This is a genomic window from Streptococcus pseudopneumoniae IS7493 (assembly GCF_000221985.1).
GTDB classification, from domain to species: Bacteria; Bacillota; Bacilli; order Lactobacillales; family Streptococcaceae; genus Streptococcus; species Streptococcus pseudopneumoniae.
Genome location: NC_015875.1, coordinates 1,911,349 through 1,936,030 on the forward strand (window position 1 = coordinate 1,911,349; position 24,682 = coordinate 1,936,030).

At 42.7% G+C, this 24,682-nt stretch carries 28 protein-coding genes and 3 pseudogenes; 2 read left to right on the forward strand and 29 right to left on the reverse strand.

The annotated features are described in order from the left end of the window. Window positions 1–101: 101 nt before the first annotated feature. The 10 genes from SPPN_RS09950 to SPPN_RS09995 form a co-directional block, all read right to left on the reverse strand. Window positions 102–932, reverse strand: a complete 831-nt coding sequence (locus SPPN_RS09950; protein ID WP_001036778.1) for a DNA/RNA non-specific endonuclease — start codon at window positions 930–932, stop codon at window positions 102–104. A 38-nt stretch (window positions 933–970) separates the two neighbouring features. After that, entirely contained in the window at window positions 971–1,159 is a 189-nt protein-coding gene (locus SPPN_RS09955; protein ID WP_044012464.1) for a DNA-directed RNA polymerase subunit beta, read from the reverse strand. After that, on the reverse strand, window positions 1,152–2,435 hold the full coding sequence (murA, locus tag SPPN_RS09960; RefSeq protein WP_000358020.1) for a UDP-N-acetylglucosamine 1-carboxyvinyltransferase: 1,284 nt from the start codon (window positions 2,433–2,435) through the stop codon (window positions 1,152–1,154). Before murA ends, SPPN_RS09955 begins: the two co-directional genes overlap by 8 nt. Window positions 2,436–2,458: 23 nt before the next feature. Then, window positions 2,459–2,689, reverse strand: coding sequence for a DUF1146 family protein (locus tag SPPN_RS09965; RefSeq protein WP_014017351.1), 231 nt, complete (start codon window positions 2,687–2,689; stop codon window positions 2,459–2,461). Window positions 2,690–2,746: 57 nt separating this feature from the next. Then, window positions 2,747–3,784 (reverse strand): SepM family pheromone-processing serine protease, encoded by a 1,038-nt coding sequence (locus tag SPPN_RS09970; protein ID WP_000727282.1) that lies wholly within the window; start codon window positions 3,782–3,784, stop codon window positions 2,747–2,749. Next, window positions 3,768–4,256 carry a pantetheine-phosphate adenylyltransferase gene (gene coaD / locus SPPN_RS09975; protein ID WP_001280725.1) on the reverse strand — a complete coding sequence of 163 codons (489 nt, stop codon included), beginning with the start codon at window positions 4,254–4,256 and terminating at the stop codon, window positions 3,768–3,770. The genes SPPN_RS09970 and coaD overlap by 17 nt, the downstream gene beginning before the upstream one ends. Then, window positions 4,246–4,785 (reverse strand): 16S rRNA (guanine(966)-N(2))-methyltransferase RsmD, encoded by a 540-nt coding sequence (gene rsmD, locus SPPN_RS09980; RefSeq protein ID WP_000706954.1) that lies wholly within the window; start codon window positions 4,783–4,785, stop codon window positions 4,246–4,248. The genes coaD and rsmD overlap by 11 nt, the downstream gene beginning before the upstream one ends. 64 nt (window positions 4,786–4,849) lie before the next feature. Further along, window positions 4,850–5,842, reverse strand: coding sequence for an aspartate--ammonia ligase (asnA, locus tag SPPN_RS09985; protein ID WP_000748004.1), 993 nt, complete (start codon window positions 5,840–5,842; stop codon window positions 4,850–4,852). 112 nt (window positions 5,843–5,954) lie between these two features. Next, on the reverse strand, window positions 5,955–6,638 hold the full coding sequence (locus SPPN_RS09990; protein ID WP_001016914.1) for a Bax inhibitor-1/YccA family protein: 684 nt from the start codon (window positions 6,636–6,638) through the stop codon (window positions 5,955–5,957). 55 nt (window positions 6,639–6,693) lie between these two features. Then, entirely contained in the window at window positions 6,694–7,434 is a 741-nt protein-coding gene (locus SPPN_RS09995) for a TrmH family RNA methyltransferase (RefSeq protein ID WP_000152696.1), read from the reverse strand. Between the two features lie 33 nt (window positions 7,435–7,467). On the opposite strand from SPPN_RS09995, the gene SPPN_RS10000 reads away from it, so the two are divergent. Together SPPN_RS10000 and yidC are read left to right on the forward strand one after the other, a co-directional pair. After that, window positions 7,468–7,746 (forward strand): acylphosphatase, encoded by a 279-nt coding sequence (locus tag SPPN_RS10000; protein WP_001174618.1) that lies wholly within the window; start codon window positions 7,468–7,470, stop codon window positions 7,744–7,746. A 77-nt stretch (window positions 7,747–7,823) separates the two neighbouring features. Then, window positions 7,824–8,750 carry a membrane protein insertase YidC gene (gene yidC, locus SPPN_RS10005; protein ID WP_000835954.1) on the forward strand — a complete coding sequence of 309 codons (927 nt, stop codon included), beginning with the start codon at window positions 7,824–7,826 and terminating at the stop codon, window positions 8,748–8,750. Between the two features lie 74 nt (window positions 8,751–8,824). On the opposite strand, the gene pflA is transcribed toward yidC, so the two are convergent. From pflA to SPPN_RS14075, 19 genes and pseudogenes are all read right to left on the reverse strand, one after another. After that, window positions 8,825–9,619, reverse strand: coding sequence for a pyruvate formate-lyase-activating protein (gene pflA, locus SPPN_RS10010; RefSeq protein WP_001288274.1), 795 nt, complete (start codon window positions 9,617–9,619; stop codon window positions 8,825–8,827). 125 nt (window positions 9,620–9,744) lie between these two features. Then, window positions 9,745–10,995, reverse strand: a complete 1,251-nt coding sequence (locus SPPN_RS10015) for a diaminopimelate decarboxylase (protein WP_000856498.1) — start codon at window positions 10,993–10,995, stop codon at window positions 9,745–9,747. A 61-nt stretch (window positions 10,996–11,056) separates the two neighbouring features. Continuing rightward, on the reverse strand, window positions 11,057–11,884 hold the full coding sequence (gene purR, locus SPPN_RS10020) for a pur operon repressor (RefSeq protein ID WP_000776875.1): 828 nt from the start codon (window positions 11,882–11,884) through the stop codon (window positions 11,057–11,059). 264 nt (window positions 11,885–12,148) lie between these two features. Next, entirely contained in the window at window positions 12,149–13,093 is a 945-nt protein-coding gene (locus SPPN_RS10025) for a 3'-5' exoribonuclease YhaM family protein (RefSeq protein WP_000703190.1), read from the reverse strand. Continuing rightward, a complete protein-coding gene (locus SPPN_RS10030) occupies window positions 13,083–14,339 on the reverse strand; it encodes a DNA recombination protein RmuC (RefSeq protein ID WP_000444772.1) in 1,257 nt (418 codons plus the stop codon). Before SPPN_RS10030 ends, SPPN_RS10025 begins: the two co-directional genes overlap by 11 nt. 1 nt (window position 14,340) lies before the next feature. Then, window positions 14,341–15,003, reverse strand: coding sequence for a thiamine diphosphokinase (locus SPPN_RS10035; RefSeq protein ID WP_000006131.1), 663 nt, complete (start codon window positions 15,001–15,003; stop codon window positions 14,341–14,343). Further along, window positions 14,966–15,622 (reverse strand): ribulose-phosphate 3-epimerase, encoded by a 657-nt coding sequence (gene rpe, locus SPPN_RS10040; protein WP_000085007.1) that lies wholly within the window; start codon window positions 15,620–15,622, stop codon window positions 14,966–14,968. Before rpe ends, SPPN_RS10035 begins: the two co-directional genes overlap by 38 nt. A 10-nt stretch (window positions 15,623–15,632) precedes the next feature. Then, a complete protein-coding gene (rsgA, locus tag SPPN_RS10045) occupies window positions 15,633–16,511 on the reverse strand; it encodes a ribosome small subunit-dependent GTPase A (RefSeq protein ID WP_001161975.1) in 879 nt (292 codons plus the stop codon). Between the two features lies 1 nt (window position 16,512). Continuing rightward, window positions 16,513–17,385 (reverse strand): 16S rRNA (adenine(1518)-N(6)/adenine(1519)-N(6))-dimethyltransferase RsmA, encoded by an 873-nt coding sequence (rsmA, locus tag SPPN_RS10050; protein WP_001216839.1) that lies wholly within the window; start codon window positions 17,383–17,385, stop codon window positions 16,513–16,515. Between the two features lie 130 nt (window positions 17,386–17,515). Further along, window positions 17,516–17,824, reverse strand: coding sequence for a hypothetical protein (locus SPPN_RS10055; protein ID WP_000333260.1), 309 nt, complete (start codon window positions 17,822–17,824; stop codon window positions 17,516–17,518). After that, window positions 17,817–18,458, reverse strand: coding sequence for an ABC transporter ATP-binding protein (locus tag SPPN_RS10060; RefSeq protein WP_000565529.1), 642 nt, complete (start codon window positions 18,456–18,458; stop codon window positions 17,817–17,819). Before SPPN_RS10060 ends, SPPN_RS10055 begins: the two co-directional genes overlap by 8 nt. Before the next feature lies 1 nt (window position 18,459). Next, window positions 18,460–20,490, reverse strand: a complete 2,031-nt coding sequence (locus tag SPPN_RS10065; RefSeq protein WP_000825237.1) for a bacteriocin-associated integral membrane family protein — start codon at window positions 20,488–20,490, stop codon at window positions 18,460–18,462. A gap of 103 nt (window positions 20,491–20,593) precedes the next feature. Further along, window positions 20,594–20,890, reverse strand: coding sequence for a lactococcin 972 family bacteriocin (locus SPPN_RS10070; protein WP_000815399.1), 297 nt, complete (start codon window positions 20,888–20,890; stop codon window positions 20,594–20,596). Window positions 20,891–21,266: 376 nt separating this feature from the next. Continuing rightward, entirely contained in the window at window positions 21,267–22,166 is a 900-nt protein-coding gene (locus tag SPPN_RS10075) for a helix-turn-helix transcriptional regulator (protein WP_000904845.1), read from the reverse strand. 71 nt (window positions 22,167–22,237) lie between these two features. After that, on the reverse strand, window positions 22,238–22,798 hold the full coding sequence (gene rnmV / locus SPPN_RS10080; protein ID WP_000659983.1) for a ribonuclease M5: 561 nt from the start codon (window positions 22,796–22,798) through the stop codon (window positions 22,238–22,240). Next, window positions 22,798–23,571, reverse strand: a complete 774-nt coding sequence (locus SPPN_RS10085; protein WP_000575626.1) for a TatD family hydrolase — start codon at window positions 23,569–23,571, stop codon at window positions 22,798–22,800. The genes rnmV and SPPN_RS10085 overlap by 1 nt, the downstream gene beginning before the upstream one ends. Window positions 23,572–23,872: 301 nt before the next feature. Continuing rightward, window positions 23,873–24,001 (reverse strand): annotated as a pseudogene (locus SPPN_RS12450) (LPXTG cell wall anchor domain-containing protein); the annotation flags it as partial. A gap of 209 nt (window positions 24,002–24,210) precedes the next feature. Further along, a pseudogene (locus tag SPPN_RS14070) lies at window positions 24,211–24,411 on the reverse strand (N-acetylmuramoyl-L-alanine amidase family protein); the annotation flags it as partial. A 60-nt stretch (window positions 24,412–24,471) separates the two neighbouring features. After that, window positions 24,472–24,618 (reverse strand): annotated as a pseudogene (locus SPPN_RS14075) (Rib/alpha-like domain-containing protein); the annotation flags it as partial. Window positions 24,619–24,682 lie beyond the last annotated feature (64 nt).

The window sequence follows — 24,682 nt, forward strand, 5'->3', positions numbered from 1 at the left end:
TACTCTTCGAAAATCTCTTCAAACCACGTCAGCTTTATCTGCAACCTCAAAGCTGTGCTTTGAGCAACCTGCGGCTAGCTTCCTAGTTTGCTTTTTGATTTTCATTGAGTATGAGTAACAGTGACTTCTCCAGTTCGGTAATCCAGTTGAAGCCCCTTTTGAACATTGGGAACTAGAACATTAAATTCCAATTCTCCATCTGAAGACTTGGCTTCAATCTGTGAAGCTGAAGGAACTAAATCCTCGTTTGAAGCGTAGTAAAGGGTTACACGGTAACGGACACGCTTGTTTTGGTCCAAGGCTTTACGCACCTTACTTTCATAGTAGTTTTGACCAGTCGAATCCTCGGCCTGCGCCTGATTTGCCCAGGCTGTCTGAACAGCAATGTTTTTAGGATTGCTTGTCGAGGCATCAAAACCATCCAAACCACCGATTAAGGCATAGCCTAACAGATGACCTCTATCGACTGCATGGGTATAAGAGCCCTTTAGATTCTTGACCTGATGCCAGCCTGGAGGAGTCCATGAAGTCGAACCATTCCCAGTTTCTTCACGATTCTTGTACTGACGAGTAGCCTTAGACAAGAGGGCATTAGCCACGGTTGGTACGGTCTCCTTGCCCACCGTCTTTGTTTTATTATCAGCGTAGGGCTTACTTGAAACCTTGGCATTTAGGTTTGTTTTATTACCATTGACGATAAAAGCACCTGATCCGTTCCACTCCAGACTCCCTTTTACTTGGTTTTTGACTGCGTCTGTTAAGACACTCTCTGCCAATGCTTGACCAGGCGCGTCTGGTGATTGACTTTTCTGACTCATTTTTGTCTTAGCAGCCTGATTGCCTAGTTCATTCTGCTTGATATAATAGCTCCCCGCAGATAAGAGCAATAACACTAGCAAGCCAATCAGTGTCTGTCTTGTTTTTTTGTTCATATTTCTCCTTATCTTTATAAAAAGGCTGGTCTCCCAGCCTAATTTCCTGTAAATTTATGAATCAATTCCTGCCATTTTGCTGGAGACAGGATGGCCCATGGATCTTGACCCTTGCCCAAAATTCCATAGCCGACCATTAGACCGATTCCTAGGGCTAGAAGCCCTAAAACCAGTACCAAAATGACTAAAAGTAAACGCTTGACTACGTAGCTTGATTTCTTATTCATCTTCATCATTTGCCTCAATCCGCTGAATCTTAGCACCTAGCTGTGCCAACTTCACATGGAAACGGTAGTAACCTCTATCCAAGTGAACCAATTTACCAACCACAGTTTCTCCCTGTGCTACCAAACCTGTCAAAATCAAGGCTGCACTGGCACGAAGGTCAGTTGAAAGAACTTCTGCTCCCTGCAAAGCTTGTCCACCAACAATACGAGCTGTATCACGGATAATCTCCGAGTGTAAGCCCATACGACGCATTTCTTCTAGGTGTTGGAAACGATTTTCGAAAACTGTCTCCACCATGGTTGATTCGCCTTTTGCAACTGTCATCAAGGCTGTAAATTGAGCCTGCATATCCGTTGGAAATCCTGGGTGGGGCAAAGTTTTTACATGGACAGCTTTTAGATTTTCTAGTTGAGAGCGAACGCGAATGCCTTCAGTCTCCTCCGTCACTCCCACTCCCATTTCAAGCAATTTAGCAATCAAGGGACGGTTGTGCTCCCAAACAGCGTCTTTAATCAAGACATCACCACCAGTCATGGCAGCAGCTACCATAAAGGTTCCTGCTTCGATACGGTCTTGGACTACATTGTGAGTCGTACCATGAAGTTTCTCAACACCAGTAATGGTAATAGTCTCTGTACCAGCACCTTTGACCTTGGCTCCCATTTCATTGAGGAGAATGGCTAGGTCCACAATCTCAGGCTCACGCGCAGCATTTTCAATCACTGTCACCCCATCAGCTAGGGTTGCAGCCATCATCAAGTTCTGCGTAGCACCAACACTTGGAAAATCCATATAGATATGGGCACCATGTAAGTGATCTGCCTTAGCTTCGATATAACCAGCAGTCTGGCTAATCTTAGCCCCCATAGCTTCCAGACCTTTCAAATGAAGATCGATAGGGCGACTACCAATCGTACAACCACCTGGCATGGATACCTTGGCATGACCCACACGGGCAAGGATTGGCCCTAAGACAACTATGGAGGCGCGCATCTTGCTGACATACTTATAAGGGGCTTCCTCAGTGATGTCGCCAGTAGCATCCACCTCAACAAGATGGGCTTCCTCATCAAAGTCAACCTTGGCATTCAAACCACCAACTACCTGATTCATAATAAAGACATCCGACAAGATCGGTACATTCTGTAAGACTGTCTTTCCTTCACTTGCTAGAATAGTCGCTGCCAACAAGGGCAAGACTGCATTCTTTGCTCCTTCGATGGTTACACTTCCTACCAGACGATTATCGCCACCTTGAACCACAATTTTGTCCATACTCGTTTCCTTTACTCTTGATTTTATAATAATCCTCTAAGCGCTTCTTGCCACAACTGATATAGGCTGATAAAGAAAGAACTCAGGATGTAGCCCATGACAATGCTGAAAAAGGCTACTAATAAACGAACTTTTCTTGTATTCTCATCTGTCACTTTTAAAACCTTTTCCCATCTAACAAGATCCTTTAAAAGGTAAAAACTCACATAAATAAAGAGCATGTGACTGCTTAGAGTGAATAATAATTGAACCATTTGACTATTATACCATCTTCTCTGTTTGCGCGCTAGTTTGGAAATCCCCCTCAAAATCTAGGGATTGTTTTTCAAGTAATCAATCGCATCTTGTAGGGTTTTAACGGGCACGATTTTCATATCCGTCTTGATTGTTTTAGCCGCTTCTAGGGCTGTTTGGTAGTTGTTTTTCGCGTCCGGATGCGCCTTTTGTTCTTCTTCGCTAACTGGGTTATCAGGAGCAAAGAAAATAGCGGCACCTGCTCTAGCCGAAGCTACAACTTTCTTGTCAATACCACCAATGTCCCCCACATTCCCATCACGGTCAATGGTACCTGTACCAGCAACAATACGACCATTACGAAGACCTGGGTGAGCTATTTGAGTATAGATAGCTAGACTAAACATGAGACCTGCACTTGGACCACCGATACCAGCTGTTGAAAAGCGAATTGGGACATCACTGGTCACTTCTGTACGGTCAATCAAACCGATTCCAATCCCATTTTTGCCATTTTCTAGAGTAATGATTTTTCCTTCTGCAGACTTGGTTTGCCCATCCTCTTCATAGGTGACCTTGACGGAGTCCCCTAGTTTTTGAGAATTGACGTAATCAATCAAATCTTTGGAACTATCAAAGGTCTGATCATTGACTGCTGTAACTGTATCAGAGATGTTGAGAATCCCTTTAAAGGTCGAATTATCCGTTACAGTCAAGACATAAACCCCAAGGTATTTGAGTTCGATATCTTTACCAGCTGTTTTTAACCCTTGATATTTGGCCATATTTTGCGATGTTTGCATGTAAAATTGATTGATTCGCATAAATTCAACATCGGAAGAGCCACCTGTAGTCTCTTGGGCACTACGAATATCTGTAAAAGGCGTCAACCATGCATAAATCATATGGGCTAAAGTAGCGTGCTGGACACCAACCGTAACGAATTGATAGGCCCCAGCTTCCTTATCTTCTGTGTCATTTACTTTAAGGACTTGGCGAATATCTTCCGAACCACCTGGAACTTCTATATAGTAGGGCAAGGGCACTACAAATGCCAAGAAAGTCACAATTAAGGCCGCAATGACATATAAGGGCCATCTAATCTTTTTTTTCATTTCTTATTTCCTCCAAAATACTCTCGGGAACATAGCAAGCAATATCCTGACCAAATTTCAAAAGCTCTCTAACGCCTGATGAACTGATATAGAGATGTTCAGGTCGACTATGTAAATAAATAGTCTCTATATCAGGAGACAGTTGATGGTTGTAGTAATCAAAACTGGCTTCGTATTGCAAATCCGACGCATTCCTCAAACCCCGCACTAGACAAGTAGCCCCCAGTCTTTTCGCAACATCAACCACCAATTCATCATGAGAAGACACGACTTCAACATTTTCTAAATGTTTCAAAGCCTCTTCTAGCCCCCGTTTACGATTTTCGATAGGGAGAAATCCTTGTTTGTGGGGATTAAAAAAAATACCGACATAAAGCTTATCAAAGAGTCTGCTCGCCCGTTCAATGATATCCAGATGCCCATTTGTCATCGGATCAAATGAGCCTGTGAATAAGCCAATCTTATCTGACATAGACCGTCACCTTACTAATTCCATAAATTTTTTCCTTCCAGATGCCCAGGCAGGCAATTTCTTCTGGAAGCTCAACGGCCTTATCCGTCTCACACACGACCATGACATCTTCAGAAAAAAGCTCTCTCTCAGCCATTTTTTCAATATCTGCTACGATTTGTTCCTTGGCATAAGGAGGGTCTAAGAAAATGAGGTCAAATTCCCCAGATACCTGTTCCAATGCCCTTTCTGCATCCATCTTGAGGAGTTGAAATTTTCCAACTTCCTTGGTCATCTGAATATTTTCAGCTACGATAGCCTGAGCCTTACGGTCTCGTTCCACCAAAACAGCGCTGGACATGCCACGCGATACTGCCTCGATAGATAAACCACCACTACCTGCATAAAGGTCCAAGACTCGTCCCCCTTCAAAGTAGGGACCAATCATGTTAAAAATGGCTCCCCTAACCTTATCCGAAGTAGGTCTTGTCGTCTTTCCTTCTAGTGTCTTGAGGGGACGTCCCCCATAGATTCCTGATACGATTTTCATACCGTTTATTATACCAAATTATGGGCGAAAAGAGAAAGAAAACCGAACCTTGCGGTTCGATTCTCTACAAAATATTTTCGTAAGTATCGCGGACTTCTTGAGGCCAAACACTTGTTTGCACTTCTCCGATGTGTTTCTTGCGAAGTAGGAACATGGCCATCCGAGATTGTCCAATTCCTCCACCGATTGTCAATGGGAATAGGCCGTTCAACAAAGACTTGTGCCATTCCAATTCTAAACGGTCTTCATCACCTGTGATGGCGACCTGACGGCGAAGCGTTTCTTCATCTACACGAATCCCCATAGAAGACAACTCAAAGGCTCCACCTAAAGACTCATTCCAAACAAGAATATCACCATTTAGACCCTTGTAGCCATTTTCAGACTCGCTTGTCCAGTCATCGTAGTCTGGTGCACGCCCATCATGCGGTTTACCATCTGGCAACTCGCCACCGATACCAATCAAAAAGACGGCTCCAAATTCTTTACAAATAGCATTTTCACGTTCTTTCGGTGTCAAGTCTGGGTAGCGTTCTACCAACTCTTCTGTGTGGATAAAGGTGATTTGTTTTGGCAAGATAGACTCAATGTCATAGCGGGCTTCAACAGCTAGTTCTGTCAAACGAATGGCCTTATAAATCTTCTCAACTGTTTCTTTTAGATAAGCGATGTTACGCTTACCATTTGGGATAACCTTCTCCCAGTCCCACTGGTCAACATAAACAGAGTGGGTCGCATCCAACGAGTCTTCGTCTGGACGAAGGGCCTTCATGTGGACGAAAAGACCTTCACCTTCACCAAAACCAAAGCGAGCCAAGGTATGGCGTTTCCATTTAGCAAGGGAGTGCACCACTTCATAAGTAGCATCAGGGATTTGGAGAACCTTGACCGATACGGCGTTCTCCACACCTGATAAGTTGTCCTGCATCCCGTCACCGACCCTGCTCAAAATAGGACCTTGAACTTCGACAACTTCTAACTTATCTTTCAAATACTGGGTAAAAGTGTTTTTGACAAAGGAAATCTCTTCTTGTTGATGGATAAAACTTTTCTTCATAAACTACTCCTCAAAAAATTAATTAAAAACATTATACACCTATTTTCAAGAAAAGGAAAGAGCAAATACGAAAAAAATCAGTGCTCCTTCGAACACTGATGTTAGGGACCTTCTAGTCATTACGACCGAAGATACGTAAAATACTTAGGAAGAGATTGATAAAATCAAGATAGATACTGAGAGCCATTGACACAACCCAACCTGTCGCTACACGACCTTGTGATTGCTCATAAGCAAGGCGAATCTTTTGGTTATCCCAAGCAATCAACCCTGAGAAAACCAAAACCATGGCTACGCTAATCATATAATCAAAGAAGCCACTAGCCAAGAAAATATTGACTACCATAGCAATCAGTAAACCAATGAGAGCCGCCATCATCGCTCGACCAAGGCCACTCAAATCTTTCTTGGTGAAGATACCAACTGCCGCCATGACAAAGAAGAGAAGGGCGCTCGATACAAAGGCAGATAAAACTGTACCCGGAGTATAGAAGGCCACCACAAAACTGAGTGTAAAACCGTTTAAAACAGAGTAAAGTAAAAATACTGGAAGAGCAGCTGGACTATTCCTTGAAGCCATGCTACTGGCAACGAAAACCAAGGCCAACTCCGCAAAAGTAGCAATGGTCAACCAGAGACGCCCCTGCATCAAAAAGTAAACCAACTGAGACTGAAAGACCGTCAACATAAGGCCTGATACCAAAGCAGATAGTCCGATTCCTAGACCAACAAAGGCATAAACCTTAGCGTAAAATTGATTGAGACCTGCACGGTCATGTATAATAGTGTGATTCATCCTTTTCTCCTTTTCTATGAACATCTTTCCTTGATTATAACAAAAAAAGTTAAAATTAGCTTAAATGGAAAATCAAAATACCAGCTGCAATGGCAACATTCAAACTCTCCGCCTGCCCCTTCATGCTAATATGGACCAACTGGTCTGCACTTTCAGCCATAAGGGGACTAATTCCTTGACCCTCATTTCCCATGACTAGTACAAAATTTTCTATAGGAGGCAGTTCTCTGTAATCAACAGAATCTTTAGATAGGGTTGTTGCTAGCACTGGGATAGCTGCCTTTTTAGCTTCCTCGAGAAGCGCTTGACTAGACATCCGGTAAATAGGCAGATGAAAATGACTGCCTTGCATGGAACGTAGAGTCTTGAGACTGTAGATGTCTGCCGACTTTTCTGAAACAATCACTCCTGTATAGCCTGCTGCATCCGCAGTCCGAATGATCGTTCCCACATTACCAGGATCTTGCACATCTTCCAAAAACAAGAACTTGCCCTGACTCAAATCAGCTTGTACTACTTCTTCTTTTTGAACCACCGCAACAATTCCCTGAGGAGTCTGAGAATCTGCCAAATCTAGCAAAATATCCTCTGAAACCCAGACAGTTTGCGGAAAAGCAACTAACTGATCTCGGTAATTTTCTAGGGCAAAGATTTTCTCAATCGTCACTCCAGCTTGAACAGCTTCTTCAAACAAGTGCCAGCCTTCAATCAAATAGGAAGACTTGCGGTATTTTTTTTGGTGTAATTTCTTGGCATTTTTTACCACAGAATTGGCTTTTGAGGTTATAATAGTCATAGAAATATTATAACACAATCAAAGGGGTTTGGTATGCAAAAGGTTAGAATGATTGCCCAAGGTAGGGTGCAAGGAGTCGGCTTTCGTTGGGGTGTTTACAGCCTGGCGCTTGAAATTGGTGGCATCACAGGTCGAGTGTGGAATAACGACAATGGCACAGTGGAAATCTTAGCCCAAGCAGACTCATCTGCTATCATGGCAAAATTTATCCAAGAAATCCGCAAAGGACCCACACCTTTTTCAAAAGTCAGCTACTTAGATGTCAAACTGAGCAACTTTCCTCCCTACTCTGACTTTAAAATCGCAAATTAGGTCTCTAGAACTATTGTATATTTTGTAAAAAAACAGTAGAATAGAAAGGTATAATTTTTAAAGAAGGAATAAAAACAGTGAAATCTATTAAACGTTTTGCACTCTCAGCTATGGGAGTGGCTATGTTGCTTGTCTTGACTGGCTGTGTCAATGTTGATAAATCCACAGGCCAGCCAACAGGAGTCATTTGGAATACTTTCGGAGCGCCTATGGCTGAAGCTATCAAGTACTTCGCCAATGATAAAGCTCTAGGCTTTGGTGTCGCTATCATTATCGTAACCATTATCGTGCGCTTGATTATCTTGCCACTTGGTATCTACCAATCATGGAAGGCAACGCTTCACTCTGAAAAGATGAACGCCCTCAAGCATGTCCTTGAGCCACACCAAACTCGTCTCAAGGAAGCGACTACTCAAGAAGAAAAACTCGAAGCCCAACAAGCTCTCTTTGCTGCTCAAAAAGAGCATGGCATCAGTATGTTTGGTGGTGTAGGATGTTTCCCTCTCCTCCTTCAAATGCCTTTCTTCTCTGCAATTTACTTTGCTGCCCAACATACTGAAGGGGTTGCTCAAGCAAGCTACCTAGGCATTCCTCTAGGTTCTCCAAGTATGATTTTGGTTGCCTGTGCTGGTGTCCTTTACTATCTTCAATCGCTCCTTTCACTTCACGGAGTAGAAGATGAAATGCAAAGAGAACAAATCAAGAAAATGATTTACATGAGCCCACTCATGATCGTCGTCTTCTCCCTCTTCTCACCAGCTAGTGTCACACTTTACTGGGTTGTCGGTGGTTTCATGATGATTCTCCAACAGTTTATCGTCAACTATATCGTTCGTCCAAAACTTCGCAAAAAAGTCCGTGAAGAACTAGCCAAGAACCCACCAAAAGCAAGTGCTTTCTCTAAACCAAGTGGACGAAAAGACGTTACCCCTGAACAACCAACTGCTATCACAAGCCAGAAAAAACACAAAAATCGCAACGCTGGAAAACAACGTTCGAGATAAGAAGAAAAAGGCTTAGCTGATTTGCTAAGTCTTTTTGCAAGTCAAAAGCCCGATGTTTCCATCAGGCTTCTTTTCTATCCATGTACACGTTTCGTATAGTCTTGGTAACTTTCGGTATCCATGAGTTGTTTAGCGTTCTTAACGCGGTCTGCTGTTGGTGGTTTAACCCCTTCGAGGGAATAGGGAATTCCCAATTCACGCCATTTAAACTCACCCATGGTGTGATAAGGCAGAATTTCAAACTTATCCACATTTTTAAGAGTCTTGACGAACTTACCAAGTTCAATCAAGTCATCGTCTCTGTCTGTCAATCCTGGAACTAGCACGTGGCGAATCCAGACAGGTTTTCCAATATCTGATAGATACTGGGCACAGGCCAAGATATTTTTATTGGTTTGGCTAGTAACAATCTTGTGCTGTTCTTCGTTGATTTCCTTGATATCTAAGAGAACCAAGTCAGTGACAGCCATGAGTTTGTCAAACTTTTCAAGGTAACGTGGTTTATTACGGAAAGGAAGGGCACAGGTGTCCAAGGTACAGTGGATTCCTTGTTCCTTAGCCTTGGTGAAAAGGGCAATCAGGAAATCAATCTGCAAGAGTGCTTCTCCTCCGCTGACTGTAATCCCGCCCTTATTTCCCCAGAAACCACGGTAGCGCAAGGCTTCTGTCAAGACATCATCTACCGTCCGTTCACGTGATTTATTGGACTCCATAGCCCAAGTATCTGGGTTATGGCAATACTGGCAACGCATGTGACAGCCCTGTAAAAAGACAATAAAGCGAATACCAGGGCCATCTACCGCCCCAAAACTTTCTGTCGAATGCACCATTCCTGTCACTTGTCCATAATCAATTGTTTCTTCAGACATATCGTTACCTTCCTTGAAAACGTTTTATAGTTTTATTATATCACGACTTGAAGGAAAAACAAGATTTTTACCTATTTTTTAGAAAGCAATCTGTTTTTCAATTTCATTTTCAATCTATTCTCAGATTATTCTTCAAAATCAAAACCATACAAGGTTGCAAAATAGTCTTCAGGGCGCTCTGCACGGCGGATTTGACGGGCTTTGCCTTCTTCAGTATAAAGGATTTCCGCAGAACGAAGTTTGGCATTGTACTGGTAGCCCATTGAAAAACCGTGGGCACCTGTATCATGAATGACCAGCAAATCACCGATTTCTGTATAAGGCAGTTCGCGATTGACTGCAAATTTATCATTGTTTTCACAGAGTGAACCAACCACATCTACCACTTCAGCTGATCCATCTGGATGAGTCATGTTGCTAATATGGTGATAGGCTCCGTACATAGCTGGACGCATGAGGTTGACTGCTGATGCATCCACACCTAGATAGGTACGGTAGGTTTTCTTCTTATGAGTGACTCTTGTGACTAAAGCACCGTGAGGTGCCAGCATAAAACGACCCAATTCGGTGAAAATCTTGACCTGACCAAGACCTGCTGGCGTAAGAACCTCTTCATACACCTTACGAACTCCCTCACCAATCAAGGCGATATCATTTGGCTCCTGCTCAGGACGATAGTTGACTCCAATACCCCCGGAAAGATTGATAAAGTCTAGTGAAATACCCAGCTTTTCCTTGATTTCAACAGCCAATTCAAAAAGCTGACGCGCCAACTCTGGATAATAGAGATGGGTGACAGTATTGGATGCTAGAAAGGAGTGAATCCCAAAAGTCTTGGCTCCTTTTTCCTTCAAGATGGCAAAGGATTCAAAGAGTTGATCCTTGGTCATACCAAACTTAGCCTCCCCAGGATTATCCATAATGTCTGTCCCCAGTTCAAAAACGCCTCCAGGATTATAACGACATGAGATGATTTCTGGAATGCCTGCTGCTCGCTCCAAATGTTCAATATCTTCAAAGGCATCCAAGTTAATGATCGCACCTAATTCACGCGCATAGGCATATTCCTTATCTGGCGTATTGTTTGAAGAGAACATAATCTCAGAACCAGGGAAATCCAGTTTATGGCTCATCAAAAGCTCTACGTAACTAGAGCAGTCCACACCACAGCCTTCCTCTTGGAGAATTTTCAAAATAGCTGGGGTTGGAGTAGCCTTAACTGCAAAATATTCCTTAAAGCCCTTGTTCCACGAAAAGGCTTGGTTGACGGCTCTTGCCTTCTCACGAATTCCCTTCTCATCATATAAGTGAAAGGGAGTTGGGAACTCGGCTACAATCGCTTCTAAGTCTTCTTTATTAATAAATGGTGTTTTCATAAGTTTCCTTCTAATTCTATTTGCAAAGAAAGGCTGGGACAACCGTTCCAACCTTTATCCTTTATTCTTCTGTGTCAAAAATATTACCAATCTCAACATCGATGGCTTGGTTCTTGACATCAATATTGGTTACCTTCAAGAGTGACTTGTAGTCAAACTGCTTTTCACGTTCTTCTTGGGCATTGTCCGCAAAGACCGCTACACCTGCCAATTCTGAGTCGAATTCGCGCAAGAGACTAATCATCCCATTGACAGTTCCGCCGCCTTTCAAGAAATCATCCACAATCAAGACACGGCTACCTGCCTTGAGACTCCGTTTTGAAAGGAACATTTTCTCGATACGGTCACCACTTGAACCGGATACATAGTTGACGCTAACCGTTGAACCTTCGGTAATTTTCAGGTCACGGCGCACAATGACAAAAGGGACATTGAGGACATTGGCAACTGCATTTGCAAGTGGCACACCCTTGGTTGCTACTGTCATAACCGCGTCAATTTTTTGATCCATAAAGCTCTTGGCAATAATGCGACCAATATTTTTCAAGATGGCTGGTGTGCTAAGTAAATCAGACAGGTAGATGTAGCCACCTGGCAAGATACGGTCACTTTCTGACAACTTGGCACGCAAGTCTTCAACCATTTCCTTAGCATCATGGTTTGAGATTGATGGTGTAAAGATAACACCTCCGCCAGCCCCAGTCACAGTCTGGAGGTGACCGATTTCGATTTCCTCAAAGGCGCGTTTGATAATGACGATATCTTCTGAGATGGATGATTTAGCAGATTCATACTTTTCAGCAAAAGTATTGAGACTAGTTAGTTTATAAGGATGATTAATCAAATAGTTGGAAATGACAACCATCCGATCACTTCTTCTTAATTTCATTTCTATTTCCTATTCCATTTTTATTCAAAAAAATCAAAAAGCAAACTAGAAAGCTGGTCACTGGTGGTTCAAAACACTGTTTTGAGATTGTCGATAGAACTGACAAAGTCTGTAATATACCTGCATATATACATACGACAAGGCGATACTACCCTAGTTTGAAGAGATTTTCGAAGAGTATTCATTTTTGTCTTTTACTTATTATACCATATTCACAGAAAAAAACGAACATTCTTATTCTAAAAAATGTTCATTTTTCTTAAATTATAAATCTAAACCTGGTTTATAGAAGGAACGATTGTCCATAGCGAAGATTTTATTGGTCATCTCTCCTTTATCCACCAAAGCCAGAGCTGTTGACATCATCATCATGCTGGCATCCAGATTGTCAATCATATGAATAATCTCTGCTTCCATAATGCGTGGACGGACTGGGCTTCCATACTCAAGTAAGCCGTGGTGACTGAGGATGACGTGACGAAGCAAAACGACTTCTTCCTTGGTATCATCGATGCCGAGCTCCATAACCGTCTTGGTAATTTCGCTATCAATGAGAGCGATATGTCCAAGAAGATTGCCTCGCACTGTATACTCAGTCTGTTCTGGTCCCGTCAACTCGATAACTTTGGCCAAGTCATGCAGCATAATTCCCGCATAGAGCAGGCTCTTATTGAGCCGAGGATAAATATTGCTAATGGCATCTGCCAAGCGCACCATGGTCGCCGTATGATAGGCCAAGCCTGTTTCAAAGGCATGGTGGTTGGTCTTAGCTGCTGGATAGGAGTAGAATTCCTTATCATACTTGGTGTAGAGATTTCGGACAATCCGTTGCCAGACAGGATTTTCAATTTTGAAAATCATTTGCGACATGTAGTCACGAATTTCCTTGATATCAACCGGTGGCTTGACCTTGAAATCAGCTGGGTCATTGGGTTCACCAGCTTGCGGCAGGCGGAGAGTGATTTGATTGACCTGTGGAGTGTTGTTATAAACTTCTCGGCGCCCTTTCATGTAGACAACCCTACCTGCGGTAAAGGCCTCAATGTTATGAGGTTGGGCATCCCAGAGCTTCCCCTCAATCTCACCACTATCATCTTGGAAGGTAAAGGCTAGGTAGTTTTTCCCAGCTCGAGTTTGCCTCAGGTCAGCTGATTTGATTAAGTAAAAACCTTCAAACAGCTCATCTTTTTTCATGTGACTAATCTTCATATTCTTCCTCATTTTCTTGGAAATGGAGTAGATCAAGCGCAGGCTCACCTTCTGACAACTCAATGTGACGGAGCGTCCGCTCGATAGCTGTGGTACGACGGTTTAATAATTCATCAATATTGCCAGAGGCATGTTGGAGATGTTTTTGTGCCTTTACCAGAATACCACCAAACTTGCCAAACTCGGTCTTGACGCTGGCAAGAGTCTTACTGATATGGTCGGCACTCTTTTGGATATTGAGAGTTTTGAATCCAACTGATAGGGAGTTAAGAAGGGCTGATAGGGTACTTGGACCTGCAACAATAATCTGCTCTTCCCGCCTCAAATCATCAAAGAAGACAGGATTGCGGACAATTTCTGAGTAGAGACCTTCTGTCGGGACAAACAAAACTCCAAAATTGGTCGTCCGAGGTGGTGCTATGTACTTGCTCTTAATATCCTTTGCAAAGCGTTTGACGCTGGCTAGGAGCGACTTACGACAGCGTTCGATTTCGTCCTTGTCACCTGCTTCATAGGCTTCTTCTAAGCGATAATAATCTGCCAGTGGAAACTTAGAGTCAATCGGTAAGTAGACATATTCTTGGTCGCCTTGTCCGGGTAACTTGATGGCATACTCCACTCGTTCACTGGAGTTTTCAACTGTTGCGTATTCTCGTTCGTACTGGGCAGGTGTCATAATGTCTTCAATGATTTGCCCCAGTTGCAATTCTCCCAGAATCCCTCGTGTCTTGGTTCCAGAGAGAACCTTGTTGAGGGCGCCGACATCGCGGGCAACTATCTGCATTTCCCCCAGGCCACGATTGACCGACTCCAGTTGTTTGGAAACTGTCTCAAAGGAAGCCTGCAAGCGTGTTTGCAAGGTCTTTTCTAGTTTTTCCTCGACTGTCTGGCGCATTTGTTCCAAACGTTGCTCGTTTGATTCCTGCAAGGCTTGGAGACGTTGGTCGGTCTTATCTCTGGTTTGGAGGAGATTATCTGTCATTTCTTGACGGACTTGCGTCAGACCTTGGTGCAATTCGATTCGCACTTCTTGCAAACGGTCGCTGACAGCTACTTCCAAGTCTTTTTGATCTAACTGCCTGGCTTGTCTGGCTTGTTCAAAACGGTAATCCAACTGGTCTGACAAGTGATCTGCCTGATCCTCCAAGCTCTTGCTGAGATGTTTTTCCTGCTTATCTTGTCTTTGCCAAATCAGAAAGAGGCCAGCTAGGTTGGCAATCAATAATAGAACAAGTAAACTTTCCATCCTACCTCCTGTCCTTACTATGCAGCACGACCACATAGCCATCTGGGCAAGTCACCGAAACTTCCCTATCTATATATTCGTTAGAAGCGTACACTTTTTTAAAGAAAAAATTTTCCTCTGTCAACTCATACTTGGCACCAATAATAGTCAGCTGGCTATCCCGAACTGGCATAAAGGCTAGGTAGTCATAGTCTGAACGAGGTTCTAGCTGACTGGTTCCTTCTGGACAATAGGAAATCAAGTTTTGTCCATCTTCAATCGCTATCTGGCGCATATAGGGCGCCAACTTGGGATTACTAGGCAGAAAGACATTAGCCAGCATATGGTCAATACGACCACCCAAAGCACCGAAAATAGTGACCTGAGCCTGAGGATTTTGCTCAAAGATAGTCAAGAGAGCCAATTCCAAATCAGTATCATCTTTTTCTGGTCGGGCTTGAACAAAATGCTGGGCACGTTTTTGAATCACCTGTCGCTCTTCTTCGGTCACAGAATCAAAATCCCCAACCGCTAGAGCAAGAGGCAAGTCTTCTTCCAAGACCCATAGCGAGCCCCGATCCACACCAACAAAACCATCAAAGTCCGTCCGATAATGACCACGGTCTCCGCCTGCAAAAACGGCAACCCTAGTCCAGTTGTTTTCTGAGAGTTTGTACTCGCTCATTGACATCTCCCTTAAAGACATAGGAACCTGCTACAAAAACGGTCGCACCAGCTTCTTTGGCTTGAGCAATCGTTTTATCATCAATCCCACCATCCACTTCAATCTCAAATTTCAAACCTTTTTCCTGACGAAGAGCAACCAACTCACGGACCTTATCCATGGTCTCTGGTAGAAAGGCTTGCCCACCAAAGCCTGGGTTAACTGTCATGACTAAGACTTGGTCAACTAGGTGAAGGACGTGCTTAATGGCCTCGACAGGCGTACCAGGATTAATGACAACCGAAGGTTTGACACCTAGTAAGCGAATTTTTTGGAGGGCACCATGAATATGAGGCGTTGCTTCCACATGGATGCTGATGATATCCGCACCTGCACGCGCAAAGTCTTCCAGATGATGTTCAGGATTAGCTATCATCAAGTGGCAGTCAAAGACCATCTTACTATGAGGACGAAGGCTCTCGACCACACCTGCACCAAAACTGATTTGTGGCACAAAATGACCATCCATGATATCGATATGGGCATACTCTGCCCCAGTTGCTTCTAGGCGCTTGATTTCACGTTCAAAGTTGGCATAATCTGCTGCCAGAATTGACGGAGCAATCTTGTATTGAGACATAGGTTTCTCCTTATTTTGGAATTTTTTTGCTGACTTTTTTGTAGGTTTCTCTACGATTTTCAATCTCACTGAGGAATTGCAGGTAGTTGTCAAAACGGAAGGGCGCAATGGTACCTTCTTCAACTGCTGGTTTGACAGCACAGGACGGCTCATGGGTATGGGTACAAGTACGGAACTTGCAGTCTCGACTAACACTAGCAATCTCTGGAAAGGCCTGATTAAGGTCTTCCGCCCTTGATACTTCATAGTCCAAGGATGAAAAGCCTGGTGTATCTGCGATTTTACCCCCATTGAGGTTGTAAAAACTAACAGTTCGAGTGGTATGGCGACCGCGCCCCAGACTGTCTGAGATTTCTCCTGTTTCAAGGTTGAGGTCCGGTGCGATTTTATTGAGAAGAGTTGACTTTCCAACACCTGTCTGCCCCATAAAGACCGTAACCTTGCCTGTTAACAAAGGCAGGAGTTCCTCTTTACTGGTCACAAAGTCATAGCCGATGTCACCATAAGTCTGTTGGTAAAAATCCAGTTCTCCTCTATCTTCCAACAAATCCATTTTGGAAATATAGACGATGGGATGAATACCCTTGTGCTCCAAAAGAACCAAGAAACGATCCAGCAAATTGCTGTTAAAATCAGGTTCCTTGACGGACATGATTACTACAGCTTGGTCAATATTGACAATGGGCGGACGGACCAGACTGTTTTTCCGTTCGTGAATTTTGAGAATGTAACCCTCTGAATTTTCCTCGGCAGAGAAATCGACCCAGTCCCCAACGTAAGGGGTATGCCCTTTTTTACGAAAATTTCCACGCGCGCGTGTTTGATAGACCTGACCATCACTCTCTACATAGTAGAAGCCTGCCAAGGCTTTAATAATTTGTCCCTGCATCTTAGAGTCCTTGCCCTTTAAGTGCGTCTGCTAGGCTGGCAAACTCTTCCAAGCTGAGAGCTTCCCCACGCACACTTGGTGACAAGCCTGCTTGGTCCAAAGCCTTGGTCAGCTTGTCCTTAACTTCCTCAGTCTTGCCAAAGTAACCTGTCAGGTTATTCCATAAAGTCTTGCGTCGATGAGTGAAACTAGCCTTGGAAACCTTAAAGAAGAAGTTCTCGTCTTCTACTGCTACAGCTGGCTCTGGACGACGCACCATTTTCAAAATAGCAGAGTCCACGTTTGGCGCTGGCACAAAGACCGTACGAGGCACGATAAAAGCAACCTTGGCTGTCATGTAGTACTGAACCGCAATCGACAAGCTACCGTAAGCCTTGGTATTAGGCTGGGCCGAAATCCGATCCGCCACTTCTTTCTGCATCATAACGACAAACTCACTAAAAGGAATGCCACTTTCAATCAAGTGCATGAGAATAGGCGTCGTGATGTAGTAAGGCAAATTAGCCACTACCTTGATTGGCAGGTCAGGATTTTTAAAATTCTGGATATGCTGCGCCAAATCGACCTTGAGAATGTCCTCGTTGACTACGGTCACATTATCAAAATCACGCAGGGTATCCGCCAAAATCGGTACCAAACGGTGGTCGATTTCAAAAGCCATGACCTCTGCTGCACGCTCAGCCAGAAACTCCGTCAAGGCACCAATCCCTGGTCCAATTTCGATAACATTGACTTGATCATCAATCTCAGCCGTATCCACAATCTTTTGAAGGATATTGGTATCCGTCAGGAAATTTTGCCCAAAGGACTTTTTAAAGGTAAAACCGTGACGCTCCAGCACTGCCTTGGTCACGCTATAATCTGCAATTCTCATCTATTCTCTTTTCTATTATCTGTTACTACTATTGTAACACATTCCCCTTGTATTTTGGGGGTGAAAATCATATCAAAAAACTATCTTTCCTCATGAAGAAAGATAGTCTTGAAAATCTTTAAAGGTGGATTTATCGTTTCTCTCGAAACATCCGTTCGAAAAAATCAGCTTCTTTATAACTTCGATTTTCAGGTAGGGTCAAATCTACATCCTCCTCCACATCATCCACTGTCAGTTCAACCGTTTGAGGTAAATTTTTCAAACGATAATGCTTTTGCCTTTGCCCTTCAATGCTAGCAAAATCAAGCAAATACCCATTCACTCGGATTTGAACCAAAAGGAGATGATTGGTCATATTTTCCATGATGAGAATATCTTCTAAACCACCTCTGGCACTAGGATAATCAGATACCCTGCGAATACGGATTTTTTCACACATGAGCAAGCTCCCTCATATCAATGATTTCATCTGCCTTATTCCAGACTAGGGGATTATGGGTCGCAATGATGATCATTCTATTTTCATCTTTCAAGCCCACCAAAAGATTCATAACCTCCTCTGAATTTTCAGGATCAAGAGCTGCTGTTGGTTCATCTGCCAAAATCAAGGGTGGATTTTTCAAAATAGTCTTCGCAAGGGCAACTCGTTGGGCCTCTCCCCCAGATAAAGTATAAATTTTTTGTTCCAAATCCAAATATCCTAGATTAACCTTTTCTAAAGCCTCCACTTGCCTTTCCAAACGTTCTACTTTTGAGATTTTCTGACCGACAAAGCCCAAATCCAAATTCTCTTTGATTGATTGGTTTTCTAAGAGGCCAAAATTTTGAAAGAGATAGCCCATCTGGTCTCGAAAATACTCACGAGTGGGAATGGTTTTTAAATCTTTCCCCTGATAGAGAACCCTTCCACCATCTATCTTTTCTAGTTTGCCTAAGATATTCAGCAGCGTCGTCTTTCCGCTCCCACTCTTCCCGATTAAGGCATAGACCTTGCCCTTCTCCAGCTTGAGATTTAAGCCAGAGAAAATCGCGCGGTCATTAAATTTCTTTTCCAATCCTTGAATATCAATCATCTTATTTTCCTTTCAATACTGCCATGCTACCAGCTTCTTCTTTTTTATCCTGCCTTACTAAAATCAAGAGGGCGTTAAGAGTAAATAAAGCTACAACTAGAGCGCTAATCAAAGCATCTCCTGTCAAAATACTAGATAGGACTAGGCCAAGCAAGAGAACTCCTCCTTGCGCCAGTAAATACTTGCCATGAAGCTCATAGATTGTCATACCAGAAAGACGTTTAATCATAAGCTCCCGTCTGAACTGCTCAAAATAGAGAAGATTCATGGAATCAAATAACAAGATAGCCGTAGACAGGGTCAAAATCGTCCCAATAAGGAGAGAGTAAAACTCCACCCGTTTGTCATTTAGTACCTTGGCAAAAAATAGCTGGCTTTTTACCAAGTAAGAGACCTTGTGATACAGACCTTGCTCTTTTAGAGCGGTAATGCTGTCTCCATATCGATCTAGTTTCAAGGCACTATTAGCCGTAGTTCCCCACAACATCCCTGCAACAGGTCTTGTTCCAGTCGCTTGTGGCGTTAGAACTACAATAATCGGATCTTTTAAGTACTGGCGTGTCGTCTTGTACCCATCGTTATAGAGGAAGCGTTCCTGTCCTGTTTCTGTAAAATCTAGCCTTAGCTGTGGGAGGTAGTGTTTCTGACTCGTCACTTCTACACTTTCAGATGAAAATCTTTGCAGGTAATCTGTAAACAATCCTTGGTAGTAGGCAGACTGCTCTCGCAAGCTCTCAGGCAAAATCAGCCCAAACTCTCCCTCAGACAAGTTTTGCATCTTATCCATAAACTCTGAAGAAACGGTAATCTTTTCTTCTATCAGATAGCGCGGTGAGACATAGATGACATTCCCTGACGGTGTATAGTCATTGAGACGATTGCCATCTAGGTCCACTTCTGCTCCATCTGAGAAATTGTCAACATTGCTCATAATATAAAAAGAGTCTGTATTGGCTAACCGTTCTTCAGTAAATGTCTGCCACTCACGATTATCCTTACGCATTCCTTCTTCATCGGCAAATGCACTAGACCAACCAAAGGATAGACGGTAACGGTCTGAGGACTGGCTCCATTTATCGCTAGCTTTCTCCATCTCCTGCATTTCACGGTAGTGGGGTAGGAGAGTAGTCGCACTCGAACCGACAACCAATACAGCTAATAGTTGCCCCATCATCATCAATGTCATCATCCGTTTGAGAGGGAGTTTCCCTTTCAATAAATCCACCAGACTATTTTCCTGTAATCCAAGTAGATACACGACACTTAGTAAGGTAGAAATCCCGGCCAAGGTCAATCCATAAAGTAGAAGAGCAATGATGACCAGTTGCACCGTTGCCATAAATAAGGCACCTTGATACCAGAGAATCCCCAATCCCAAAAGACTGGATAGCAGCACTGAGCAGATAAGCTGTCTCACATCTTCTAACACTGGTCTAAGAGCCACCCCAAACAAGCTCTCACCAGCGATTAAGCGAATCCCTGCCTGACGAAGGGACTTGATCCGATAAATCAGGGTCAGACTCATAAAAGTCAGCAGAAAAATAGCTAGACTCAGTAGCCCCATTGGGGTAGCAGCCAAGAGGACGACCATCGAAAATGCCTCCGTTCTATTCGAGACAACACCATTATAACCAAGTTCTTGCAGGGCGGTCTGTAAGCTCACTCCATCCAAACTTCCTGATACAATCAAGTAAGACCCTAATAAATCACTCGTTTCTGCACTCTCCTTGGAGGAAATGGTCAAACCTTCTGGAAGCTCTCCCTGACCATAAGTGGCATAGGTAAAGCGTGTTTCTCCAGCTTCATTTGGCTCAACAATCCGACGAGCGATGAGACTATTGTGCTCTACCGCCAAGTGACTCAAAGCCTCTGTCAGTTTTTCTCGATCAGCTACTGATTGGTCTAGCCCAGTACCCATCACATCAACAGAGGGATAGTTACCAAATAAAATCTCTTCTCGATGATCAACGGAATTTATCACCATATAAAGCGATACCAATACCATTGAAATCAAAATAAATAAACGTTTCATCATTTCCTCCAAAAAGTTACTTGGTCACCTGCTAGAGAGATGACCAAGTAAAGCATTGTTATCAACTCACCCAGAAATGTTTTTACTTTCTCGTGTATAATTTTTAATAATCATAATAAAAGCTTACTTGCTCGCCCCACGCAGTACGAATCCAAGCTCGAGATGTTCCTCCTGCATCAGCATATCCCTTATCAGATGAACTATTCCATCTGCTAGAAACTGTTGAACTATGGTATTTTGAGGGGTGATAGTAGTTTGAGTAAGCACCTCCGTTAGCCGAACCATACGTCCAGACACCACCACCTGGATACTTAACCGCGGCCGATACTACTGCTACTCCTCCACCTAATGTTGCTACAAGACTCGCTACAAGGGCTAATTTTTTAACTGTTTGTTTCATATTGATACTCCTCTATTTTTTATTATATCATAAATATTTATTATATATTGTCTATTTTCTATTCAAGTAAAACTAAGTCATGGATTATAGACCTTTTCAAAGCAACACCTCATTACATTCTCCTTTCTATCCGTGCCACCAATCTCCAAAACTAAAATATGTTAAAAACATGATAAAACCAAACATATCACACCTCCTTATTTCTATGTCATCTATTATAAAACTTATATCAATAAACTCCAAGGACACCAATGTCCTTAAAATCTAACTATTTCATATTATTTTTAGCTTATATCTAAAAAAACAGTTCTAAAGACGAACTTTAGAACTGTTTTGATGCGAGAACAGGGACCTTTTTGTCACTGATTCACTATGTTTATAAATATTTTTTGACATCCTCTTGCCATTCCTCTGTCAATTTCTTTACTAGAAATTCATCTCCAATTAGCTGCGCAAATGTTTTAGAAGACTGATAAAATGATTCAGCTAAACTAAAATCTCTTTCTTCTCTTAATGCTTGCTTCCACAAAAACATAAATATAAGAGGTTTCTTTTGATAATCTTGAGTTTTATCCATAATTTCTTGTAAACACGATAGATAATCATTAAAACAATCAGTTACTCCTACCTTTTCAAGACAACACATTCCTGAAATAAGAGTATCTCTAATTATAAAGTAATTCTCTATTTGAGTTACCTTCTTCTGTTCCAAAAGAAAGAGCATTAGCTTTTCGATTTGATTTATAAATTTGGCAAGATCTTTTCTAATGAGCATTTGATAAAAAAACAAACGAATCAACAACATATCATTTGTTGAATAAACTTCTTTTTCTATGATCTGAGGCATATGTTCCTCAAGTATTAACTCTGCATATTCAGGCCTTCTAGTTCTAGAAGTATCCAAACACGCCTGCAATACTTCACATGCTAATTGTTCTTCTTTAGGAAGATTATCAAAGTATGTTTTATAAATCTCTTCCAAACACGCTTCTTTCTTATCATACTCCTCTTCTTTACCATAGATTGGTTCACGTAAAATCTGGTATTTCAATTCTAAATAAGCAGAAGGAAGAGCTGAAAAATCTGGCATAAGGCTATAAGCTGGAACTCCTAGCCGGCGAGCAATATAGTCTAACTTGGGCAAACTCGGTTGCGAAGCTCCACTCTCAATTCGCGACAGTTGACGAACTGTCAGTTCTTGCTCATCTCCACAGAAATCTGGACGACTAATTCCTTTTTCTATCCGAATCTCTTTAATTTTTTGACCAATTAACATCAGACACCTCCTCTTCTACCTGCTTCGAAAAATACTGTGAAACTTAAAAAATTGTAACGGCTACATCTTTCCTACTCATAAGATTTCATAGCTTCTTCCACTTCTGCCAAAGTAACCCCAAATAACTCTAGGCGTTTGAGGAGTTGCTTGCCGTTGGAATAACCGATTCGGAGAGCCTCTCCCAGATACTCTCTGCGTCTACGACTGTCTGCTCCCGCTAAGAAACCTAGGCGAATCAAGTCGCTACGACTAATGTCAAACTGACTCTCATGTTCAAATTGTTCTGTCACCTGAGCTAGAGCCGTTTTCAGGTCTTCATAGCTGGCATGCTCAATTCCCAGAGACCGCCCCTTGGTCTTGGACTTGGGAACAGCTTCATCTCGCTTGAGAAAGGCATGCCGAACTGTTGGAATGGCCGTCATAATCATGCGCCGAATCCGCTCCCCATTAAAATCTGGGTCTGTAAAGACAATGACTCCATGACGTTGGTGTAGACGCTGAATCCGCTCTATATCCTGATCATTGATGGCAGAACCTCGTGTCTCATAGGTCTCTACATCGAAGTAACGTTTGAGATTGGCCGTATCATCGCGACCTTCAACCACGATAACTTGGGAAATTTTCTCTTTCATTACTTGCTGTCCAATCCAAAAATTCGCTCTGCATTTGCAGTCGTTGCCGCCGCTAACTCTTCTGCCGTCATCCCACGCAAGGCAGCAATAAAGTCCACCACATAGCGAGTATAGGCTGTTTTGTTTTCGCGGCCACGCTTGGGTACAGGAGCCAAGTAAGGCGCATCTGTTTCCACCAACATCTTGTCCAAAGGTAACTCTTTAGCTGCTTCTTGGATATCAGTTGCCTTCTTGAAAGTCACCACTCCTGAGAAGGAAATAGTCATGCCAAGCGCGACAAACTTCTCTGCCCATTCAAGAGTTCCTGAGAAAGAATGCATGATGCCACCTCGAGGGCCAACTCCCTCACTTTTGATGATCTCATAGGTATCTTCCAGCGCATCACGGGTGTGGACAACAAAAGGCAAATCCAAGTCCTTAGATAACTGAATCTGACGACGAAAAACCTGCTCCTGCACCTCTTTGGGCGCTGTCATCCAATGATAATCCAAACCAATTTCACCTAAAGCCACAACCTTGGGATGCTTGAGCTTGTCAAGCAAGTAAGCCTCGACTTCCTCCGTGTAAGTCCCTGCTTCTGTAGGATGCCAACCGATAGTCGCATAGAGCTGGTCATACTCATCTACCAACTCCAAGGCACGCTCAATCGTCGGTTGATCAAAACCAACAATATTCATCTGTGTCACACCCATCTCAGCAGCCAAGGCAATTTCTTCTGCCTCACGACCTGCAAATTCTTCTACATTCAAGTGTGTATGTGTATCAAAAATCATCTCTTCTAACCTCGTTTTCTATCTTCTATTATACCAAAAAAGAGGAGGGGTACCCAATTTTTCGGTTTCCCTCCTCTCTTTAATAGAGCTATTCTGCTAGCTTTTCTACTCGATATTACCCATCTCCTGTCCCACAGTTAGAGACAGAAGAGACTGGTTACATTGATAGAATATCCCTTTTCAGCTAAAGTGTGCGATTATCTTGGGTTCTCACTTTTCTCACCCATCACTAGGATTGATGATTTCTCCAAATCCCCCTTATAATCTAACTTTAAGTAGAGAATAGAATTTTCTAGCTATCCTATTTTCTACGTCTAGCCTTTCTTCCTAGCAAAGCAAAACCACTTGTTGCCACCACTAGACCAAGACTAGCAAGTGCTGCACTTGATGCTGAACCTGTGTTAGGTAATTATTTGCCAGCAGGCACTTTAACAGTTGATTTTTCATCAGTAACTATGTACTACTCTAGATTCAATCTATTATATAAGAATGTTGAGTTACTAGCTCATCCTTCCATTATCTCTTATATTACAAAATACTCCATAATCTCCAGTAGCATAAATCTGGCTAGAGATTATGGAGTTATTTTCAGCCTTAATATCCTATCAAAAAATAATATTAAGATTCATTCAGTTAGATTTAGTTTACCAATTCACCATTAGCATTGACTCTATAGCCGTTTACTGTTGTATTGACTGCAAGCATACCTGATTCATCTACATAGTACCATTTCCCACTAACTTGGAACCATTGGCTAACTTTCATATCGCCATTACTATTGAGGTAGTACCATGAACCATTGTCTAGTAACCATCCTGTGGCCATTGAGCCATTACTATTGGTTACTTTGACTGGAACTTCTTCTTTCGAGCCATCTGGATAGGTTACCGTTACTTTACCGGTAATCTTGTTTCCTGGTTTAGCTTCTTTTGGAATTGTAACAGTGACTTTTCCTTTATCATCTACTGTGATTCCTGGTGTTCCACTTTCGAAGGTTGTTCCCGTTGGAATGTCCTTACCATTTTCTTCTGTTAATGGAATTTCCACCTTAGTTCCTGGTTTGCCATTTCCATCTTCGTATTTCGGTGTGTAGATATCTTTATCTTGTTCA

Coding starts and splice junctions, on each gene's coding strand:
- SPPN_RS09950 (WP_001036778.1), bottom strand. CDS start 932: ATGAACAAAAAAACAAGACAGACACTGATTGGCTTGCTAGTGTTATTG.
- SPPN_RS09955 (WP_044012464.1), bottom strand. CDS start 1,159: ATGAATAAGAAATCAAGCTACGTAGTCAAGCGTTTACTTTTAGTCATT.
- murA (WP_000358020.1), bottom strand. CDS start 2,435: ATGGACAAAATTGTGGTTCAAGGTGGCGATAATCGTCTGGTAGGAAGT.
- SPPN_RS09965 (WP_014017351.1), bottom strand. CDS start 2,689: ATGGTTCAATTATTATTCACTCTAAGCAGTCACATGCTCTTTATTTAT.
- SPPN_RS09970 (WP_000727282.1), bottom strand. CDS start 3,784: ATGAAAAAAAAGATTAGATGGCCCTTATATGTCATTGCGGCCTTAATT.
- coaD (WP_001280725.1), bottom strand. CDS start 4,256: ATGTCAGATAAGATTGGCTTATTCACAGGCTCATTTGATCCGATGACA.
- rsmD (WP_000706954.1), bottom strand. CDS start 4,785: ATGAAAATCGTATCAGGAATCTATGGGGGACGTCCCCTCAAGACACTA.
- asnA (WP_000748004.1), bottom strand. CDS start 5,842: ATGAAGAAAAGTTTTATCCATCAACAAGAAGAGATTTCCTTTGTCAAA.
- SPPN_RS09990 (WP_001016914.1), bottom strand. CDS start 6,638: ATGAATCACACTATTATACATGACCGTGCAGGTCTCAATCAATTTTAC.
- SPPN_RS09995 (WP_000152696.1), bottom strand. CDS start 7,434: ATGACTATTATAACCTCAAAAGCCAATTCTGTGGTAAAAAATGCCAAG.
- SPPN_RS10000 (WP_001174618.1), top strand. CDS start 7,468: ATGCAAAAGGTTAGAATGATTGCCCAAGGTAGGGTGCAAGGAGTCGGC.
- pflA (WP_001288274.1), bottom strand. CDS start 9,619: ATGTCTGAAGAAACAATTGATTATGGACAAGTGACAGGAATGGTGCAT.
- SPPN_RS10015 (WP_000856498.1), bottom strand. CDS start 10,995: ATGAAAACACCATTTATTAATAAAGAAGACTTAGAAGCGATTGTAGCC.
- purR (WP_000776875.1), bottom strand. CDS start 11,884: ATGAAATTAAGAAGAAGTGATCGGATGGTTGTCATTTCCAACTATTTG.
- SPPN_RS10025 (WP_000703190.1), bottom strand. CDS start 13,093: ATGAAGATTAGTCACATGAAAAAAGATGAGCTGTTTGAAGGTTTTTAC.
- SPPN_RS10030 (WP_000444772.1), bottom strand. CDS start 14,339: ATGGAAAGTTTACTTGTTCTATTATTGATTGCCAACCTAGCTGGCCTC.
- SPPN_RS10035 (WP_000006131.1), bottom strand. CDS start 15,003: ATGAGCGAGTACAAACTCTCAGAAAACAACTGGACTAGGGTTGCCGTT.
- rpe (WP_000085007.1), bottom strand. CDS start 15,622: ATGTCTCAATACAAGATTGCTCCGTCAATTCTGGCAGCAGATTATGCC.
- rsgA (WP_001161975.1), bottom strand. CDS start 16,511: ATGCAGGGACAAATTATTAAAGCCTTGGCAGGCTTCTACTATGTAGAG.
- rsmA (WP_001216839.1), bottom strand. CDS start 17,385: ATGAGAATTGCAGATTATAGCGTGACCAAGGCAGTGCTGGAGCGTCAC.
- SPPN_RS10055 (WP_000333260.1), bottom strand. CDS start 17,824: ATGTGTGAAAAAATCCGTATTCGCAGGGTATCTGATTATCCTAGTGCC.
- SPPN_RS10060 (WP_000565529.1), bottom strand. CDS start 18,458: ATGATTGATATTCAAGGATTGGAAAAGAAATTTAATGACCGCGCGATT.
- SPPN_RS10065 (WP_000825237.1), bottom strand. CDS start 20,490: ATGAAACGTTTATTTATTTTGATTTCAATGGTATTGGTATCGCTTTAT.
- SPPN_RS10070 (WP_000815399.1), bottom strand. CDS start 20,890: ATGAAACAAACAGTTAAAAAATTAGCCCTTGTAGCGAGTCTTGTAGCA.
- SPPN_RS10075 (WP_000904845.1), bottom strand. CDS start 22,166: ATGTTAATTGGTCAAAAAATTAAAGAGATTCGGATAGAAAAAGGAATT.
- rnmV (WP_000659983.1), bottom strand. CDS start 22,798: ATGAAAGAGAAAATTTCCCAAGTTATCGTGGTTGAAGGTCGCGATGAT.
- SPPN_RS10085 (WP_000575626.1), bottom strand. CDS start 23,571: ATGATTTTTGATACACATACACACTTGAATGTAGAAGAATTTGCAGGT.